At 70.6% G+C, this 17,287-nt stretch carries 18 protein-coding genes; 11 read left to right on the plus strand and 7 right to left on the minus strand.

Annotated elements, in window-relative coordinates:
• Nucleotide 1: 1 nt before the first annotated feature.
• Nucleotides 2-1,312 (minus strand): HRDC domain-containing protein, encoded by a 1,311-nt coding sequence (locus DEJ28_RS08460; protein ID WP_111115554.1) that lies wholly within the window; start codon nucleotides 1,310-1,312, stop codon nucleotides 2-4.
• A complete protein-coding gene (locus tag DEJ28_RS08465; RefSeq protein WP_111115553.1) occupies nucleotides 1,305-1,889 on the minus strand; it encodes a DUF3000 domain-containing protein in 585 nt (194 codons plus the stop codon). Before DEJ28_RS08465 ends, DEJ28_RS08460 begins: the two co-directional genes overlap by 8 nt.
• Before the next feature lie 23 nt (nucleotides 1,890-1,912).
• Here DEJ28_RS08465 and DEJ28_RS08470 point away from each other — a divergent pair, with 23 nt between their 5' ends.
• Nucleotides 1,913-3,136 (plus strand): alpha/beta fold hydrolase, encoded by a 1,224-nt coding sequence (locus DEJ28_RS08470; protein ID WP_181433706.1) that lies wholly within the window; start codon nucleotides 1,913-1,915, stop codon nucleotides 3,134-3,136.
• A gap of 70 nt (nucleotides 3,137-3,206) precedes the next feature.
• Here the strand turns inward: DEJ28_RS08470 and DEJ28_RS08475 are convergent, their stop codons facing one another.
• Both DEJ28_RS08475 and DEJ28_RS08480 read right to left on the minus strand, forming a co-directional pair.
• On the minus strand, nucleotides 3,207-3,683 hold the full coding sequence (locus DEJ28_RS08475) for a SufE family protein (RefSeq protein WP_502866950.1): 477 nt from the start codon (nucleotides 3,681-3,683) through the stop codon (nucleotides 3,207-3,209).
• The gene (locus DEJ28_RS08480) at nucleotides 3,680-4,591 is read right to left on the minus strand and encodes a sulfurtransferase (RefSeq protein WP_111115551.1); all 912 of its coding nucleotides are present in this window, start codon (nucleotides 4,589-4,591) and stop codon (nucleotides 3,680-3,682) included. The genes DEJ28_RS08475 and DEJ28_RS08480 overlap by 4 nt, the downstream gene beginning before the upstream one ends.
• A 200-nt stretch (nucleotides 4,592-4,791) precedes the next feature.
• On the opposite strand from DEJ28_RS08480, the gene zapE reads away from it, so the two are divergent.
• The 8 genes from zapE to DEJ28_RS08520 all read left to right on the plus strand — a co-directional run bounded on the left by zapE (nucleotide 4,792) and on the right by DEJ28_RS08520 (nucleotide 13,110).
• Nucleotides 4,792-5,802: a cell division protein ZapE gene (gene zapE, locus DEJ28_RS08485; RefSeq protein WP_258368050.1), complete on the plus strand. Its 1,011-nt coding sequence runs from the start codon at nucleotides 4,792-4,794 to the stop codon at nucleotides 5,800-5,802.
• Nucleotides 5,803-6,008: 206 nt separating this feature from the next.
• On the plus strand, nucleotides 6,009-7,286 hold the full coding sequence (locus DEJ28_RS08490; RefSeq protein WP_258368049.1) for an ammonium transporter: 1,278 nt from the start codon (nucleotides 6,009-6,011) through the stop codon (nucleotides 7,284-7,286).
• A 109-nt stretch (nucleotides 7,287-7,395) separates the two neighbouring features.
• A complete protein-coding gene (locus tag DEJ28_RS08495) occupies nucleotides 7,396-8,457 on the plus strand; it encodes a DUF6177 family protein (protein WP_111115550.1) in 1,062 nt (353 codons plus the stop codon).
• Nucleotides 8,454-8,810 carry a hypothetical protein gene (locus DEJ28_RS08500; protein WP_111115549.1) on the plus strand — a complete coding sequence of 119 codons (357 nt, stop codon included), beginning with the start codon at nucleotides 8,454-8,456 and terminating at the stop codon, nucleotides 8,808-8,810. Before DEJ28_RS08495 ends, DEJ28_RS08500 begins: the two co-directional genes overlap by 4 nt.
• A 45-nt stretch (nucleotides 8,811-8,855) precedes the next feature.
• Entirely contained in the window at nucleotides 8,856-9,215 is a 360-nt protein-coding gene (locus DEJ28_RS08505; protein WP_111115548.1) for a DUF6507 family protein, read from the plus strand.
• Nucleotides 9,212-11,344: a hypothetical protein gene (locus DEJ28_RS08510; RefSeq protein WP_111115547.1), complete on the plus strand. Its 2,133-nt coding sequence runs from the start codon at nucleotides 9,212-9,214 to the stop codon at nucleotides 11,342-11,344. The genes DEJ28_RS08505 and DEJ28_RS08510 overlap by 4 nt, the downstream gene beginning before the upstream one ends.
• A 2-nt stretch (nucleotides 11,345-11,346) precedes the next feature.
• Complete coding sequence (locus tag DEJ28_RS08515) at nucleotides 11,347-11,835, plus strand: hypothetical protein (RefSeq protein WP_146248849.1); 489 nt, start codon at nucleotides 11,347-11,349, stop codon at nucleotides 11,833-11,835.
• Nucleotides 11,836-12,111: 276 nt separating this feature from the next.
• Nucleotides 12,112-13,110, plus strand: a complete 999-nt coding sequence (locus DEJ28_RS08520) for a tyrosine-protein phosphatase (protein WP_181433705.1) — start codon at nucleotides 12,112-12,114, stop codon at nucleotides 13,108-13,110.
• Between the two features lie 119 nt (nucleotides 13,111-13,229).
• On the opposite strand, the gene DEJ28_RS08525 is transcribed toward DEJ28_RS08520, so the two are convergent.
• Complete coding sequence (locus DEJ28_RS08525) at nucleotides 13,230-14,201, minus strand: aldo/keto reductase (RefSeq protein WP_111115544.1); 972 nt, start codon at nucleotides 14,199-14,201, stop codon at nucleotides 13,230-13,232.
• A gap of 100 nt (nucleotides 14,202-14,301) precedes the next feature.
• Between DEJ28_RS08525 and DEJ28_RS08530 the strand changes: the two genes are divergently transcribed.
• The gene (locus tag DEJ28_RS08530) at nucleotides 14,302-14,694 is read left to right on the plus strand and encodes a ChaB family protein (protein ID WP_111115543.1); all 393 of its coding nucleotides are present in this window, start codon (nucleotides 14,302-14,304) and stop codon (nucleotides 14,692-14,694) included.
• Nucleotides 14,695-14,746: 52 nt separating this feature from the next.
• Nucleotides 14,747-15,715 carry a beta-ketoacyl-ACP synthase 3 gene (locus DEJ28_RS08535; protein ID WP_111115542.1) on the plus strand — a complete coding sequence of 323 codons (969 nt, stop codon included), beginning with the start codon at nucleotides 14,747-14,749 and terminating at the stop codon, nucleotides 15,713-15,715.
• Nucleotides 15,716-15,772: 57 nt separating this feature from the next.
• Here DEJ28_RS08535 and DEJ28_RS08540 read toward each other — a convergent pair whose 3' ends face one another.
• Together DEJ28_RS08540 and DEJ28_RS08545 are read right to left on the minus strand one after the other, a co-directional pair.
• Complete coding sequence (locus DEJ28_RS08540; protein ID WP_181433704.1) at nucleotides 15,773-16,747, minus strand: hypothetical protein; 975 nt, start codon at nucleotides 16,745-16,747, stop codon at nucleotides 15,773-15,775.
• Nucleotides 16,748-16,816: 69 nt separating this feature from the next.
• Entirely contained in the window at nucleotides 16,817-17,287 is a 471-nt protein-coding gene (locus DEJ28_RS08545) for a putative endonuclease domain-containing protein (protein ID WP_146248848.1), read from the minus strand.

Consider the following 17,287-nt stretch of genomic DNA (forward strand, 5'->3'; position numbering starts at 1 on the left):
CCTACGACTCGGTGTTGCTCTCGGCAGCAGGCGCCTGTGCAGCAGCGACAAAGGCGTGCGCGATGATCGACGCGGTCTCCTCGACCTGCCACGGCCGGGCGTCGTGCGAGGCGAGCACGGCACCGACGGTCTCGGTCGCGACCGGCGACGGCGGCTCCCACGACACGAGGCGGAGGGTCTCCGGCGTGAGGAGGTTCTCGACGGGCAGGTCGAGCTCCTCGGCGCGGGCGATGACCGCGGCGCGCGCGGCCTTGTACCGCCGGTCGGCGGCGGGGTTCCGGTCCGCCCAGGCGCGGGGCGGTGGGAGTGTCGCGTCGCCGGTCCCGCGGAGCTTCGGCAGGTCCTCGGTGGTCCGGCCCTCCTCGACGGCGGCCCACCACCGGTCGAGCTCGGAGCGGCTGGCGCGGCCGGTGAAGGCCTTGACGCCGCTGAGTTCGCCCTTGGTCGTCGGGTTGGCGGCGGCCGCGGCGACGATGGCGGAGTCGGGGATCGTCCGGCCGGGGGCGATGTCGGCCTGCCGGGCGTACTCGTCACGAGCGGTCCAGAGTGCTCGAGCGATCGCGAGGGCACGGGCGCCGCGGAGCGCGTGCATGCCGGACAGCCGACGCCAGGGTTCCGCACGCGGGGGCTTCGGCGCGCGGCCGAGCACCGCGGCGAACTCCTCCTCGGCGATCCGGGTCTTGCCGGCGGTCTCGAGCTGCGCGGCGAGGGCGTCGCGCAGGTCGGGGAGCAGCTCGACGTCGAGCGAGGCGTACACGAGCCAGGACTGCGGCAGTGGGCGGGTCGACCAGTCGGCAGCCGAGTGGGCCTTGGCGAGCGTGATGCCGAGCAGCTGCTCGACGACCGCACCGAGGCCGACGCGCGGGAACCCGGCGATGCGGGCACCGAGCTCGGTGTCGAAGATGCGGGTCGGGACGAGGCCGACCTCCTGCAGGCACGGCAGGTCCTGCGAGGCGGCGTGGAACAACCACTCCTCGTCGACGATGGCGTCCTGCAGCTCGGCGAAGTCGCCGATCGGGATCGGGTCGAACAGGAAGGCGCCGGCGCCGCGTCGGAACACCTGGATGAGGTAGGCGCGCTGCGAGTACCGGTAGCCGCTGGCGCGTTCGGCGTCGACCGCGACCGGTCCGTGGCCGGCGGCGATCGCCGCGACGGCCTCGAGGTAGTCCTCGCGGGTCTCGATGACCTTGACGGCCTCGTGCGACGCCTCGAAGGCCGGCGACGCAGCCGAAGCGGCCGGCGACGCAGCCGAAGCGGCCGGCGACGCAGCCGAAGCAGCGGGGGACGCAGCCGGAGCAGCGGGGTCAGTCACGTGCAAGCCTCCTCGGGGCCAACAGGGTCACGCCGTCCGACGCGGGCGGCAGACCGGCGAGCATCGCCACGATCTCCTCCCACGCTGCGACGTGTGCGGTGAGGTCGTCCCCCCGCGGAGTCCACGATGCACGCAGTTCGAGCTGCGCGCCGTCACCCTGCGCAGAGAGGTCCCCGTAGCCGCGGGAGATGATCTTGGTCGCCGTGCCGGAGGCGTGGTCGTACGCGGCCCCGTGCGCCGCGAGGGCGTCCACGAGCCAGCTCCAGGTGACGTCGGCGACGAACTCGTCGACGCCGATCTCCGGTTCCAGGGGTGCCTGGGCGAAGGTCACGATGCGGTAGGCCCCGCCCCACCCCTCCGGTTCCGACGGGTCGTGCAGCGCGATGAAGCGGCCCGTCCCGAGGTCGGAGTCGATGCCGTGCACGGCGCCCGACACGTCCGCCGCGAGGGCGATCGAGAAGGGGGCGATGCGGGACGGCGAGGGGATCTCGGTGATCGTCGTCTCGGCGCGGGTGCCGCCCGACGCCACGAACGCACGGAGCCGCGCGAAGGCGTCGGGCTCTCGGGTTTCGGACACGAATGCAGACTAGGCTCCGGACCATGTCCCGATCAGCGCGACCCGCCGAGGACGTCGTCCAGGGGTCCGCACGATCGGCCGGGTTGATCGCCCTCGGAGCGGGGGTCGCGGCAGCCGCGGTCACCACCGCCGTCATCGGCGGCTTCGTCGCAGCGGTCGCCCGTGCGGTCGTCACGCCGGACCGGAAGCGCACCGAACGGGTACCGATCCACGCCGTCGACCCGGTCCGGAAGACGGTCACGATCGAGCGCACGGCGGACACCGAGCTGCAGGGGCGGTACAGCCTCTGGTTCGGCGGCGGCACCGGCCACATGCGGGTCGGCGAGGTCCTCGGCACGACGGAGACCACCGTCACCCGGCGGATCATCGCGGTCGACGCCGGCGACCCGACCGCCGCGCGCCGCGGTCGCTGGGGTGGCTGGTTCTACCTCACCCCCGGCGAGCTGGACGTGCCGGTGGAGGACGTCGACGTCCCGACCCCGAACGGCCCCGCTCCGGCGTGGGTGGTCCGCGCCGACGACCCGGACGCGCCGTGGGCCGTCCTCGTGCACGGCCGCGGCGTGACGCGTGCCGAGACGATCCGCGCCCTCCCGGTCTTCCGCGCCGCCGGCTACTCGGTCGTCCTCGCCTCGTGGCGGAACGACGGTGTGGCCCCGCGCAGCGTCGACGGCCGCTACGGTCTCGGCAGCACCGAGTGGGAGGACGTCGACGCCGTCCTCCGCTGGGTCGCCGGCCGCGGTGCGACGAGCGTCGTGCTGATGGGGTGGTCGATGGGCGGAGCCGTCGTGTTGCAGACGCTCCTCCGCTCCCGCTTCGCACACCTCGTCGACGGCATCGTCCTCGAGTCGCCCGTCGTCGACTGGCACGCGGTCCTCAAGTCGCAGAGCCAGCTCCTCCGCCTGCCCCGGCCGGTCCGCAAGGTCGCCCAGCGGTTGCTCCGCACGCCGGTCCTGCACCGTGCGACCGGCCTGCACCACCCCGTCGACCTCCGCGAGCTCGACATGGTCGCCCGGGCCGACGAACTCACGGTGCCGATCCTGCTGCTGCACAGCGACGACGACGGGTTCGTCCCGTCCTCGGCGTCGCACCGGTTGGCCGCGGCCCGGCCGGACATCGTCCGGCTCGAGGTCCAGACGACCGCGCGGCACACGAAGCTCTGGAACTACGACGCCGACTGGTTCGACGCCCGCATCCTCGCGTGGCTCACCGAGGTGGTCCAGCGGGACGACGCGACCAGCGCGCGGTAGAGGCGACCGACGCGGCCTGGAGGCGCGGTGCCAGCTGGCACCGCGCCTCCAGGCCGTCATCGGGTCGCGTCTACGAGGCCGCGGCCCGCACCTGCCGCTGCACCCGGCCGAGCATCCCCACCATGCCGCGGATCCGCAGTGGGCTGACCGCCTCGGACAGCCCGAGCGTCAGCGGGTAGTCGGCCGGCACGGCGAGCACCTGCTCGACCGTGAGCCCGGAGAGACCCTGCGCCAGGATCGACGCGAAACCGCGCGTCGTCGGCGCCTCACGCGGTGCGGTGGCGTGCATGCGGACGATGCCGGGGGCGTCGCCGTCCTCGCCCACCGTCACCGTGATGAAGACGGGGGACTGGCACTCCTCGACGCGCTCGAGCTCGTCCTCGTGGCCCTGCAGCCGCGCGGGCAGCGCCGGGAGCTCGTTCGAGAACTCGAGGAGCAGCTGCAGGCGGTCCTGCTGGGACAGCTCGAGGAAGTCCTCGCGGATCTCGGCGAGTGCCCGGGGGAGTGCGTCGGTCATGTCGTCGTTCGTCGTGGTGGTGTCGCTCATCGGTTCGGGACTGTACCCGGCTCCGCTCCCAGCGCGATCGGGACGCGGACCGCGCTGCCCCACTCCGTCCACGAACCGTCGTAGTTGCGGACGTTCTCGTAGCCGAGCAGGTGCTGCAGGACGAACCAGGTGTGGCTCGACCGCTCGCCGATGCGGCAGTAGGCGATGACCTCGTCCGCGTCGCCGATGCCGGCGCCCTCGCGGTAGATCGCGTCGAGCTCCTCGCGGGACTTGAAGGTGCCGTCGGGTGCGGCGGCGGTCGCCCACGGGATGTTCACGGCGGTCGGGACGTGGCCGGCTCGGAGGGCGCCCTCCTCCGGGTAGTCCGGCGCGGTGGTCCGCTCGCCGGAGTACTCCGGTGCGCTGCGGACGTCGATGAGGGGCTTGCCGAGGTGGGCGAGGACGTCCTCCTTGAAGGCGCGGACCGGAGCGTCGCTGCGCTCGACGACGGGGTACTCGACGGGGGTCACGTCGGTGCGGTCGGTGGTGAGCGCGCGGTCCTCGGCGATCCACTTCGCGCGGCCGCCGTCGAGCAGGCGGACGTCCTCGTGGCCGAAGAGCGTGAACACCCAGAGGGCGTACGCGGCCCACCAGTTGTTCTTGTCGCCGTGGATGACGACGGTGGTGTCACGGCCGATGCCCTTGCCGCCGACCAGTGCGGCGAAGGCCTCGCCGTCGATGTAGTCGCGCTGCACCGGGTCGTTGAGGTCCGTGTGCCAGTCGATCTTCACCGAGCCGGGGACGTGTCCGGTCTCGTAGAGGAGGACGTCCTCGTCGGACTCGACCACCACGAGGTCCGGGGAACCGGCGCCCGCGTCCAGCTGTTCCTGCAGCCACTCGGTGGAGACGAGGCGCTCGGGGTGCGCGTAGGCGGCGAACTTCTCGGACGGGTCGACCGGTGCGGTCATCGGGGTTCCTCCTGGTGCTGGGGGGGTGCTGGCGGGTGCTGTGCGGTTGTGTCCTGGCGACGGGTCCGTCCGGCGACGGCTCGTCGTGCGGGCACCGGACTAGGATCGGTCGTCGGTGCCCCGGGCAACGGTACGCGGAGGTGCCGTCGCCTCCTGCAACGTGACACCGCACGACATGCTTCCCGAAAGGGCCCCCTCGATTGTCCGCGAACACCGCGCCCGCACACCTCGTCGACCGTGACCCGCAGGTCACCCCGCAGCAGATGGCGGCGTCGCTGGTCCCGCCGCCCCAGTTCACGGACGCGTCGTTCGCCTCGTACCGGCCGGATGCCGACTACCCGTCCCAGGCCTCGGTGCGGGACGCCGTCGAGTCGTTCGTCGCCGCGCAGCCGGAGGCACCCCGTCGCGGACTGTTCGGTCGGCGTCGCCGCGAGCCCGAGCAGGCGGCGAAGACCGGCGTGTACCTCGACGGCGGGTTCGGCGTCGGCAAGACCCACCTGCTCGCCGCGGCGTACCACGCGGCCGACGGGCGCAAGACGTTCGGCACCTTCATCGAGTACACGGCGCTCGTCGGGGCCCTCGGGTTCCAGGGCACCGTCGACCTGCTCCGCGGCACCGCGCTCGTCTGCATCGACGAGTTCGAGCTCGACGACCCGGGCGACACGATGGTGATGACCCGGCTCATCAAGGAGCTCTCCGAGTCCGGCACCCGGTTCGCGGCGACGTCGAACACCCCGCCGGGTGCGCTCGGCGAGGGCCGGTTCGCCGCGCAGGACTTCCTCCGCGAGATCCAGGCGATGTCCGACCGCTTCGACACCCTCCGCATCGACGGTCTCGACTACCGCCGCCGCGCGGTCGACGAGTCCGCACGCGTCGTCGCCGACGTGCCGGGCTCGCTGCCGGACGGCGAGGTCACGCTCGACGACTTCCGCGCCGTCGTCGAGCACCTCGGTTCCGTGCACCCGTCGCGGTACGTCGCCATCGTCGAGGGGCTCGACGCCGTCGGGCTCACCGACGTGCAGCCCTTCACCGACCAGACCGACGCGCTCCGCTGGGTGGCGCTCGTCGACCGGCTCTACGACGCGCAGGTCAAGATCGTCGCGTCCGGCACCCCGCTCGACCAGGTGTACCCGGAGACGATGCTGGGCGGCGGGTACCGGAAGAAGTACCTCCGCGCCGCGAGCCGCGTGGTCGCGCTCAGCCGCGCCTGATCCGCGCCTCATCGCCCGAGGTCCCTCGTCTGATCGCCCGCAGGTCCCTCGTTCAGGGGACTGCCCGTGGCACGAAACACGACGTTTACACAGAGCGCCGTCGCGTTACACCCGCGAAACACTTCGTGCTCCCCCGTGAAACCTCACGTCGCCAGACTCGTCACACCCGAAGCGGTCCAAGAGCCGTTGGTGCAATCGAGAGGTGAATGATGCTTGATCAGGGCCAGACAGGCTTCCTGCTGATCATGGCGGCACTCGTGCTGTTCATGACGCCAGGCCTGGCGTTCTTCTACGGCGGTCTGGTGAAGGCCAAGTCCGTCATCAGCATGATGATGATGTCCTTCGGAGCGATCGCCCTGGTGGCGGTCCTCTGGGTGCTCTACGGCTACGCGATCGCGTTCGCCAACCACGGCGACGGCACGGCGGTCTCCGGTGCCGTCGGGTTCTTCAGCATCGACTGGAACCAGATCGGTCTCGGTCAGGCGTTCGAGGCGGCGCGCTCCAGCGCCAACGACGTCGCCTACCCGCAGATGGCGTTCGTCGGCTTCCAGGCCACCTTCGCGATCATCACGGTCGCGCTCATCTCCGGTGCCATCGCCGACCGCGCCAAGTTCGGCGCGTGGATGGTCTTCGCCGGCATCTGGGTCACGGTCGTCTACTTCCCGGTCGCCTCGTGGGTGTTCAACCTCACCTCCGGCTGGGCCGCGACGTGGGGCGTCATCGACTTCGCCGGTGGCACCGCGGTGCACATCAACGCCGGTGCCGCGGGTCTCGCCCTGGCGATCGTCCTCGGCAAGCGCGTCGGCTTCGCCAAGGGTGCGCACAAGCCGCACAACCCGCCCTTCGTCCTCCTCGGTGCGGCGATCCTCTGGTTCGGCTGGTTCGGCTTCAACGCCGGCTCCGAGGGTGCTGCTGACGGCATCGCCTCGATCGCCTGGGTGAACACGCTCGCCGCCCCGGCCGCCGCGATCCTCGGCTGGCTGCTCGTCGAGAAGCTCAAGGACGGCAAGGCCACCTCGATCGGTGCCGCTTCGGGTGCCGTCACCGGCCTCGTCGCGATCACCCCGGCGTGCGCCGCGCTCACCCCGGGCTGGGGCATCCTGCTCGGCTTCCTCGCGGGCATCATCTGCTGCTTCGCGATCGACTGGAAGTACCGCCTCGGCTTCGACGACTCGCTCGACGTCGTCGGCGTCCACCTGGTCGGCGGCATCGTCGGCACGCTGTACCTCGGCTTCTTCGCCAACGACACCGGCCTGATCTACTCCGGTTCGTTCGCCCAGCTCGGCAAGCAGGCCGCTGCTGCCGGTGCCGTCGGTGCCTACTCGTTCATCCTCGCCTTCCTCATCGGCTGGATCATCGAGAAGACCATGGGCTTCCGCGTCAAGACCGAGGACGAGGTCGCCGGGATCGACACCGCCGTCCACGGTGAAGAGGGCTACGTCCTCTACGAGGACCGCGACGAGACCCCGGTCTCCGTCCGCTAGTCACCAGCACCACCCGTCCGACGGGCCCCGCGCACACAGCAGCGCGGGGCCCGTCGTCGTGCCGGGTCGGGTCGTGCTGGGTCCCGCTCGTGCTGGCTAGGGTGGGCGCGTGGACGACGTCACCCTCGCGCACCCGCTCGTCGACGCCGTCGGGCCCGGCTTCGTCGTCTCCGAGACCGACGCCGCGATCGTGTCGCTCTCCTCCGCCCGCATGGGCCTGGTGCTCGAGACACGGGCCGCCGACCTCGCGTTCGTGCTGCTCACGCCGCCCACCAGCCGCCTCACGCCGGCGATGGCCGCGATGCTCCGGCGCACGGGCAGCGCGTGGGTCGTCCGCGAGGGCGACCGCTACCGCGCCGCCGGCTCCTCCGAGGTCGCCGACGACGTCGCGACCGCGATGCTCGCCCCGCAGGCGTCGCCGCGGACCACCCGGCTCGGTGCCGACGAGGTCCCGTGGGTCGAGCTGATCGTCTCCGTCCACCACCCCGCCACGGAGCAGGCGGGCATCGGCCGCACCGCCGAGCTCCTGCTCGGGGGACTCGCCGGCACAGCCCCGTCCGGCTGGGGAACGGTGGAACCCGCCACGCTCGCGTGGAGCGTCGGCGCCGTCACCGACTTCGCGCGTGGCCGCGCGCCCCGTCCGACCCGGCTGGTCGCCGTCGCCCCGATCGACGGCGGCGTCGCCGCGGTGCAACTCCGCATCGAACGGTCCGCGACGGGCGTCACCGAGGAGACACGGTTGGCACTGCCACGGCCGGGAGGCACGGTGCCGGCCCCCGGGGACACGTCGCCTCCGGTGGACGGTCCGGTCGTCGACGTCCTGGCCGGCCTCGCACGGCGGCAACGGGTGCTGCTCGGCACCGCGTGGCGGTCCGGCGGGCACCCGGACGCGACCCTCGCCGCTCGGCAGCGTGGCATGCCCGTCCCCCTCGGAGCGGTCGTGGGCGCCGCGGCCGTGCGGGACCTCGGCGTGGACGCCGGTGCGTTGCCGATCGGTGCCAGCCCGGTCGGGCCGCCGCGGGTGCCGTCGCTGCTGCTCGACTTCTCGCCGTCGACCGTCGGGTTGACCGGCGGCGCCGAGGTGGAGGCCCGCTGGCGACGGCTCGCCGAGCTCGGGACCGCGCTCGGCCCGCGTGCCGTCGAGCTCCTGGGATTCGGGGCGGACCGATGAGCGTCGAGTGGACCATCCTGACCACCGACCACGTCGACGCTGCTGCCGTGCTGGCCGGGGCCGCCGCGGTCGACCCGGGGATCGGCATCCGCCAACTCTGGGCGGGCGATGCGCTGCAGCTCGTCTCGGACGGTGGCGTGGTGCTCCTCACGCTCTTCCAGTCGCGCCGGCTCGACAGCGTCACGGACGCGGAGCGGCTGCTCACCAGACCGTTGTCGGTGGCGGGTGATCGGCTATGGTGGACCGAGGTCCACGCGGCCGCGCAACCCCCGTTCCGGGGGACGGCCGAGCGGATCGTGCGCAGCATCGCGGACGCCGCCGGGGGAACGGCGGAGTCCCGAACCGTGCAGTGACGACGCGATCACACTGACCGAACGGGACGACGACCAGGGGGAGTCATGGGGAACGGCTGGCAGATCGAGCCCGCGGGCGTGCAGACGACGCTCACCGACACCGAGACCGCGGCGACCAACCTCTCGACCGCGTTCGACGGTCTCGCCGATGCCCACGCCGCGCTCACGACCGCCGTCGGCGATGACCAGGCGGTCGCGGGTGCGGTCGCCGCGCTCATCGAGTCGCACTCGACGTTGCTCGAGCGCGTCGGCAACCACATCACGGCCGGTCTCGCCGGTGCTGCCACGGCGACCCTCGCCTACTACCACGGTGACGATGAGATGGCCGCGACGGCGCAGACCAACGCGATCCGTGCCTCCCGTGACGGTGATTTCTCGGCCTTCGACCTGGATGGTGACCAGTGACCAGCCAGTGCCGCGCCGACGGGCTCATCGATCCGGACTCGATCCCCGGCGCCAACATCGACGCTGCGAAGGTCGACACGGCGGGCACGGCGTTCTCGACCTCCGCCACCGACGTCGAGACCCGCGGCGGCGAGGTGAAGACGGCGTGGGCGAAGCTCGGCAGCAGCTACACGACGCCGGACTCGGCCGACCTGCTCGCCGTGATGGACGGCGTCGAGACCGACACCGCCGCACTCGCCGCGACCCTGCAGAAGGCGTCGAAGTCCATCGGCGACTACGCGACCGCCGTCGCACCGATCGCGAAGCGGCTCGTCGAGCTGAAGGCCGAGGCCGCGACGTTCGTCGAGAAGGCCCTCAAGGGCAAGACCGTCGGCCCGTGGGACCCGGAGCACCCCGCGAACCAGGGCATCGTCGGGCTCGTCGAGAACTTCGGCCAGCAGTTCGACGACGTGCACCTGCCGTGGGACCAGTACACGCCGTACGTCGACGAGAACAACGAGCTGCTCACCAAGGTCGCCGCGCAGGAGACGAAGCTCTCCGCCGCCTCCGCCGAGTGCGTCAACGCGATCAACGGATTGCGCACCGACATGTGTCTGCCCCAGGTGCAGGCCGTCGACTACAACGCTGCCGTCAAGGCGAACGAACCGATGCCGTGGGGGAGCACCGGCCGCGGTGACCAGTCCTGCTCGGAGTCGTTCAACTCCGGCATGGACGACGCCCTGACCGGCACCATCGACGGACTCGGCGGCCTCGTCGGCTACAACTCGCAGACCGGCGAGTGGGGCGACGGCGACTGGGCGGCGCAGTCGTGGAAGGGCTTCGCGGAGTCCCTCGGGCTGATCGTCCTGATGGGCAGCCCGCCGCTCCTCATCGCCGCGGCGCTGCCGAAGGGCGTCCTGCCCGACGTCGTCGGTGACACCGCCCGCAGCATCATGGACCAGCAGAAGACCCTCGTCGAGGGCTTCGTCGGGTCGCCGGAGGACTGGCGGGACGACCCCGCCCACGCGGCCGGTGGTGCCACGTTCAACATCGGCACGCTGTTCATCCCCGGCGCGGGCGAGATCGGCGCGGGCGCGAAGGTCGCGGCGCTCGGGTCGCGGCTCGCGGTGCTCGGTGCGGACGGCAGCAAGCTCGCGGTCATCGGGTCGAAGGTCGCGGCCGCCGGCACCACGATCGTGCGGGTCGGGGATGCGCTGTCGAGCCTGCCGGGCAAGGCGTTGTCGGGGGTTTCGGACCTGTTGGCGCGGGGGCGTGGCGGGTTCGCGGATGCGCTCCGAGGGCTCGGGGACAAGATCCCCACCGTGAAGGTCAGCGTCGAGCACGCCCAGGCGACGCCGGACGGCTTCGGCGTCGGGGTCGGGCGGCCGCACATCGAGGTGGGGCATCCGGAGCCGGGGTCGCACTGGTTGCACTCGGTGGCGGATCGGGTGGAGGGTGGGACGACCCCGCGTCCGGCGGTAGGCCAGGAATCGATGCCTCACGCTGGGACGGAATCAGGGGTCGACCCCGCTGCGTCTCCCGGAAGCGCTCACGGCGATGGTGCCGGTGCCCTTGATCCGTCAGATGGGGTGCGCGGACACGTCGCTGACTCTCCGCGGGAACTCGAGCACGCACAGATGGAATCTCGAACTGGTTTCCGTCCGCCGGACACCGCACGGGACCTGCAGCCCACCATCGGAGCGGCCGAGCATGGCCACGTTGGACATTGGATCGCAAGCGAGCGCATCGAGGGTGGCAAGGGGATGCTCGACCAGGAGTGGGTGACGGGGATCAAATCGCTGCCCGACGGCCGGATCCCCGAGTACGAGGTGCCGAATCAAGCACATCCGACTCACCCGCTGAAGCTCGATGACTTCAGCATTGTCGATGGGCGCCCGACTGTCACCGAGGTGAAGGGCAACTACGGCTGGTTGCAAAGCCTGTCGCCGGCCCGGAAGGCAGAGATGATCGAGGGATGGGCCAAGTCGGCCATGGCAAAACTCAACGCGCTTGAGGACCCAAACGTGCAGTTGCGATGGGTATTCACACGGGACCCGGATATCGCAGCAGAATTCGCCCACGCGATTCGACGACTGAGGAATGTATCGGTAGAATACATCGAGATGCCTCGCGATTTCAAGGGATGGTAAGCGTGCAGACCAATGTCACCGACTGGTACCTCGTGGCAGACTGGGATGCAAGGCCCGAGTCTGCGGACGTGATCGCTGCGCGTCTGGTTGAGACTTCCGCCGCGATCAAAGTTGCGCTGCCTGTGTTCGATGGAATATGGACGGTCCACGATCGGAACGTCGACAGTGCAGATGAGAGGTCGTGGTCGGGACTCGTCGCTTCGTCGCCGTACAAAGTCGAGGGCGTCGCGGAACCGGCTCGGGGATTCACGCTTTCATTGGCTTCAGCGATTCCTGGTGGGTCAATGCTGCATGCATCGGTCACGGCTGGTGCGGCGTTCCAGACCATCATCAACAAACCGAACGAGTTCGTTGTGGACTTTCGTGCTCGCCGCTTCGGTGAGGCGGTAGAAATCGATCTGCCGACCCCCGCGGACGAACGGTTCCGAGACCTTGGCTTGAGGATCAAGGACATCTGGGATGCCTCGGATCTCCGCGTCGAGTTCGACTGAAGGAGACGGTGCCGCCCGGGTCGTTGTGAAGCGATGATCGATCGCCGCACCCTGGACAGCCGAGCCGACGAGATCTCGAACTGGTTGAACACGGAGCGCAAGCCCAAACCCAGGATCTTCACGATCACCGCGACGTTCGATCGGGTGATCGGACGGCGGTTCAGTGATGGGGTCCTCACAGACGGAAGCAGATGTGGATGCAGTTGTTGTGGGACAAGAACAGTCCAGGCGGTTTCGTGGTCCGGACCGCGTACCCGACCCGGCTCGGAGGGTGACATGACTGGATTGGCCGAGATCGGGTACGAGAACTACTCCGAGCCTATTCCTCTCCTCGGGGGCTTCCTGGAGAACCTCTACCAATACTGGTGGGATGACTACTCGTCCGTTGGCGACTACGTCGACTTCTACATCGACGGGTTCAGCCGCGAAGAGCTTGCTGGAATGTCGAAGGAGTTCGTCTCGTTGGGTGCTGATGGCGCCGAGGACCGGGAGGTAGACGCATTTCTTCGTCGGATGAACGCGAACTACCGCCTTGGTTCCGGGTCAGGTCGGGCGTTGTTGTGCGAGGTTGGCAAGCGAGTAGAGGAGCTCGCCGACGGCGCGGTTCCAAAGGTCTTCGACTGGATGGTGTCGAGCGCCCTCACCAACCTCCGCCCCGTCGGCGGCGACGATCTGCAGGCCGGCCGGCCCCGCACGGTGTACCGGGCGAACACCCAGCTCGTCGGACCCGAGGCGTACCCGCCCGGTCTCGCCGCGGTGATCGACCTCCGCCGGGTCGACGAGACCGCCGCCGTGCCGCATCCCCTCGCCACGACCCCCGGCTACCGAGGTGTCCCGATGTTCGATCCGTCATCGGGCCTCGAGTCGGCCGCCGGGGCGATCGCCCTCGAGGACCAGTACATCGACTGGCTCGACCGGCACCGCAGCGGGATCGCCGAAGCGCTCCGCGCCGTCGCGGCCACCGACGGCGACGTGCTGGTGTGCTGCTCGGCCGGGAAGGACCGCACGGGGATCGTCAGCGCGCTGCTCGCACGGCACTGGGGCGACAGCATCGACGCGGTCGGCGAGGACTACGCCGCGAGTGCTGTCGGTCTCGTCGACCGCTTCGCACGGGAACGCGCGGCCAGCGTCGACCCCGAGGCCACCGCGATCGCGCAACGGTGCGTGCCGGAGATCATGACGACGGTCATCGACCACGTCGAGCGCCGCTGGGGCTCGGTCGACGCGTACCTGCGCGCGATCGGCCTGCAGGACGACGAGATCGCGCGCCTCTGATCGCGACGCTGGTCGCGTTCTGGACGTGACCACGGACTGGAGGCGCGGTGCGGGTCCGACCCGCACCGCGCCTCCAGGCAGATGGTCGCGTCAGCGACCCGCTGGTTCCGTCGGGGACGTCACCAGGCGTAGTCCTCCGGCGAGGTCTTGTGCCCCGGGAAGATCTCGTCGAGCCGGTCCAGCGCACGCTGGTCGAGGCGGATGTCGACGGCGCGGACCGCGGACTCCCACTGCTCCATCGTGCGCGGGCCGGTGATCGGCGCGGTGACGCCGGGCTGGTGCAGCAGCCACGCGAGGGCGAGCTCGCCGGGGGTGTGGCCGAGCTCCTTCGCGAAGGACTCGTAGGCGGTGAGCTGGTCACGGTGCGAGTCGACGTACTCGGCGCTGCGGCCCGAGAGACGACGCGAGCCGTTCTCGGTCTTCTCGATGACGCCGCCGAGGAGGCCACCCTGCAGCGGCGACCACGGGATCACGCCGAGACCGTACTCGCGGGCGGCGGGCAGGACTTCGCGCTCGATGTCGCGGACGACGAGGTTGTAGATCGACTGCTCGCTGACGAGGCCGAGGGTGTGGCGGCGCTTGGCGGCCTCCTGGGCCTGCGCGATGTGCCAGCCGGCGAAGTTCGACGAACCGACGTAGAGCACCTTGCCCTGCTGCACGGCGACGTCGATGGCCTGCCAGATCTCGTCCCAAGGCGTCGCACGGTCGACGTGGTGGAACTGGTACAGGTCGATGTGGTCCGTCTGCAGACGCTGCAGGCTGGCGTCGAGCGCCTGGCGGATGTTGAAGGCGCTGAGCTTGCCGCCGTTCGGCCAGTCGATCATGTCGCCGTAGACCTTCGTCGCGAGGACCGTCTTCTCGCGACGCCCGCCACCCTTGGCGAACCAGCGCCCGATGATCTCCTCGGTGGCACCCTTGCCCACCGAGCCGCCGTAGCCGTTGGCGGTGTCGAAGAAGTTCACGCCGAGCTCGTGCGCCCGGTCCATGATCGCGTGCGAGTCGTCCTCGCTGGTCTCCGGTCCGAAGTTCATCGTGCCGAGCACTGCGCGCGAGACCGACAGCCCAGTACGACCGAGGTGTGTGTATTCCATGGGTCTGGTCTACGCGATCGGGGTCGTGCGTGGCAGGCACTGGGAGTACCGGTCGGGGAGAGGGGAGTAGTCAGGTTGGGTCGAACGAGAGGAACGAGCCATGCCCGCGAAGGACGAGATCCCCAGCACCCTGCAGCGGTCTCCGGCGCACGCGCAGGAGATCTTCGAGAAGGCGCTCGACTCGGCGAACGAGTCGTACGGCCCCGGTGAGCGTGCGCACCGCACGGCGTTCGCTGCCGTGAAGCACGAGTACGAGAAGGTCGGCGACCACTGGGAGGAGAAGGAGTCCTCCGGGCCGTCGGACTCCGGCGCGGCGGGGTCGCGCGGCTCCGGGAAGACCGAAGGCGGGGTCGACGCGAACGCATCGAAGGCGCACCTCATGGACGTCGCGAAGCGGCTCGACGTCAGCGGCCGGTCGAAGATGAACAAGGGCGAGTTGGTCGACGCGATCAAGAAGGCGAACGACCGGTCGACGGCGGCTGCCCGCGGGTGATGTATTCCGCGCCGCGCATGACAGCGTTGCGAGGCGGAGTAGCGTGCCGAGGATGAACACCGCAGCACTCCGAGGCAGCCGGATCCTCGGGTTCGGGCACCACCAGCCCGCCAAGGTCCTCACCAACGACGAACTCTCGACCATGGTCGACACGACCGACGAGTGGATCCGCACCCGAACCGGGATCGAGACCCGCCACATCGCCGGACCCGACGACACGGTCACGTCGATGGCGATCGAAGCGGCACGGAACGCCCTCGCCGACGCCGGTGTGGCGCCGTCCGAGGTCGGTCTCGTCATCGTGGCGTCGACCACGCACCGGGACCGTGCGCCGTACACCGCCGGGAGGGTCGCCGCCGCCCTCGGCTTCTCACCGTCCGCCGCTCCCATCGACATCAACACCGCGTGCAGCGGGTTCGAGTACGGCGTCGCCCTGGCCGACCAGGCGATCCGGGTCGGGTCGACCGACGTCGCGCTCGTGATCGGTTCCGAGATCCTCTCCGGCATCGTCGACTGGTCGGACCGGTCGACGTGTGTGCTCGTCGGTGACGGTGCGGGCGCCGCCGTCCTCGGTGTCTCCGACACCGCGATGATCGGGCCGGTCTCGTGGGGGAGCGTGCCGCACCTGGAAGAAGCCGTCCTCGTCTCCGGGGACCCCGAGCGCTTCAGCCAGGAGGGTCGCTCCATCTACCGCTGGGCCATCACCGAAGCCGCCGACCATGCCCGGGCAGCCGTCGCCGCCGCGGGCCTGACCCTCGACGACATCCAGGTGTTCGCGTTCCACCAGGCGAACCTGCGGATCATCGAGCCGCTCGTCACCGCGCTCGGAGGCGAGTCGAAGTACGTCGTGCGCGACGTCGTCGAGTCCGGGAACACCTCGGCGGCGAGCGTGCCGCTCGGGTTGTCGAAGGCCTGGGCGCGCGGCGACCTGCCCGAAGGAGTCCCGGCGCTGCTGTTCGGCTTCGGCGGAGGGTTCGCCCATGCCGGGCAGGTGGTGACGACGCCGGTGCGGGCTCGCTGACGCGATCGGCTGTCTGACTGGAGGCGCGGGGCGGGCTGGCACCGCGCCTCCAGTCCGTCAGTGGTCGGTCTGGTCCGTCGTGCCGGGCCGGTCGGTCTGGTCGGTCTTGTCGGTCTGATCCGTCTGATCCGTCTGGTCCGTCTGGGTCCAGAGGTCTTCGCGACCGCTCTTCCGCCAGGGGAGCGCGCGACGCTCCCCAGACTGCTTGGGTTCCTTGGGCTGCTTGGACGGCTTGAGTTCCTTCGGCTGCTTCGGCTGCTTCGGCTCGAGGACGATCGGGAACTGGACCGGGGGCAGCCCGAACCCGGTCCGCGAGGCCTGGATCACCTTCCGACCGAGCGCGTGGTTGCCGAGGCCACCGACCGCCGCACCGATGCCGAACGGGAGGGCACGCCCCACGATCGTCGTGCCCTGCCGGGCGGCGAAGCGCTTGATGAACTGGTCGCGGACCTGGCCGCCGATGCCGGTGACCACCTGCTTCGGCAGCGAGGACGTCACCATCTCGCCCCAGAAGGCCGTCCGTACCTGACCGCCGGCGACCTGACCGGCGAGCTGGTTGATGAGCTGCGTTCCCGGCGTCCCGAGGATCATCGCCATGACGAGCATGCGGGCGCGCTCCGGGTCCTCCAGCGCGATGCCGTGCACCTCGGTCACCGACTGCGCGAAGAGCGCGGTCGTCTCGAGGAACCCGACGGTCTCCGCGCCGCTGAGTCCGAGCGCCGCTGCCATCCCGACACCGGGGATCACGGCACTCGCCCCGACCGCGGCACCACCCGTCGTCACGGCGGTGAGGTACTGCCGCTCGAGGATCTGGATGATCTCCGCCGGGGACGAATCGGGGTGCCGTCGCCGGAGACTGCGGACGTGCGCGACCACGACCGGGCGCTGCACGCTGAGCACGCGGTCGAGCATCTTCACCCAGCCGGCGGACCGCTCGGGGACGGGGACTCGTGCGTCGGAGTCGTCGGATCGGGACGTGACAGGTGAGACCGGCAAGGGCACGATCGCCTGGTCCTTCTGCTCTCGGGCCATGCGGTCGACGGTACGCCGCCAGCATGGGAGTGCCGTCGGGTCGCGTCCCCCAGCGATCTTCCGCGTCGCTCACCGGCACGGCACACCCGCGCGCACGAGCGCTGCCCGGACACGATCCGGGTCCATCAGGTCGGCCCAGCTCAGGCGGACGACGAAGCGGACATCGGGGAACGAGCGGATGAAGTCCTCTCGTCGCTTCTCCTGCCAGTGCGCATCCGCGGTGGAGCGGCCGTCGAGCATCGTGGCCTCGCTGTACTTCGCGCGGCCGTCGACCTCGACCACGACGCCGTGCTCCGGGAACCAGAAGTCCACGGTGGCAGTGCGTTCCCCGGGCCGGGCGAAGACGTGCTGCTGTTCGGGTTCCGGCGCCCCGATCTGCCGGAAGCGCACCCGGCACACCGACTCCGCCGGCGACCCGGACGACGCCGACCCCATCCCGATCGCCAGCGCGGCCTTCGCCCGTCCCTTGTCGAGACGCCCGGTCTCGAGTTCGAGCTCTCGCACCGTGGCCGACCCCGCTCGGAGGACGTCGTCGACCAC

Source organism: Curtobacterium sp. MCPF17_002, assembly GCF_003234115.2.
GTDB lineage: Bacteria > Actinomycetota > Actinomycetes > Actinomycetales > Microbacteriaceae > Curtobacterium.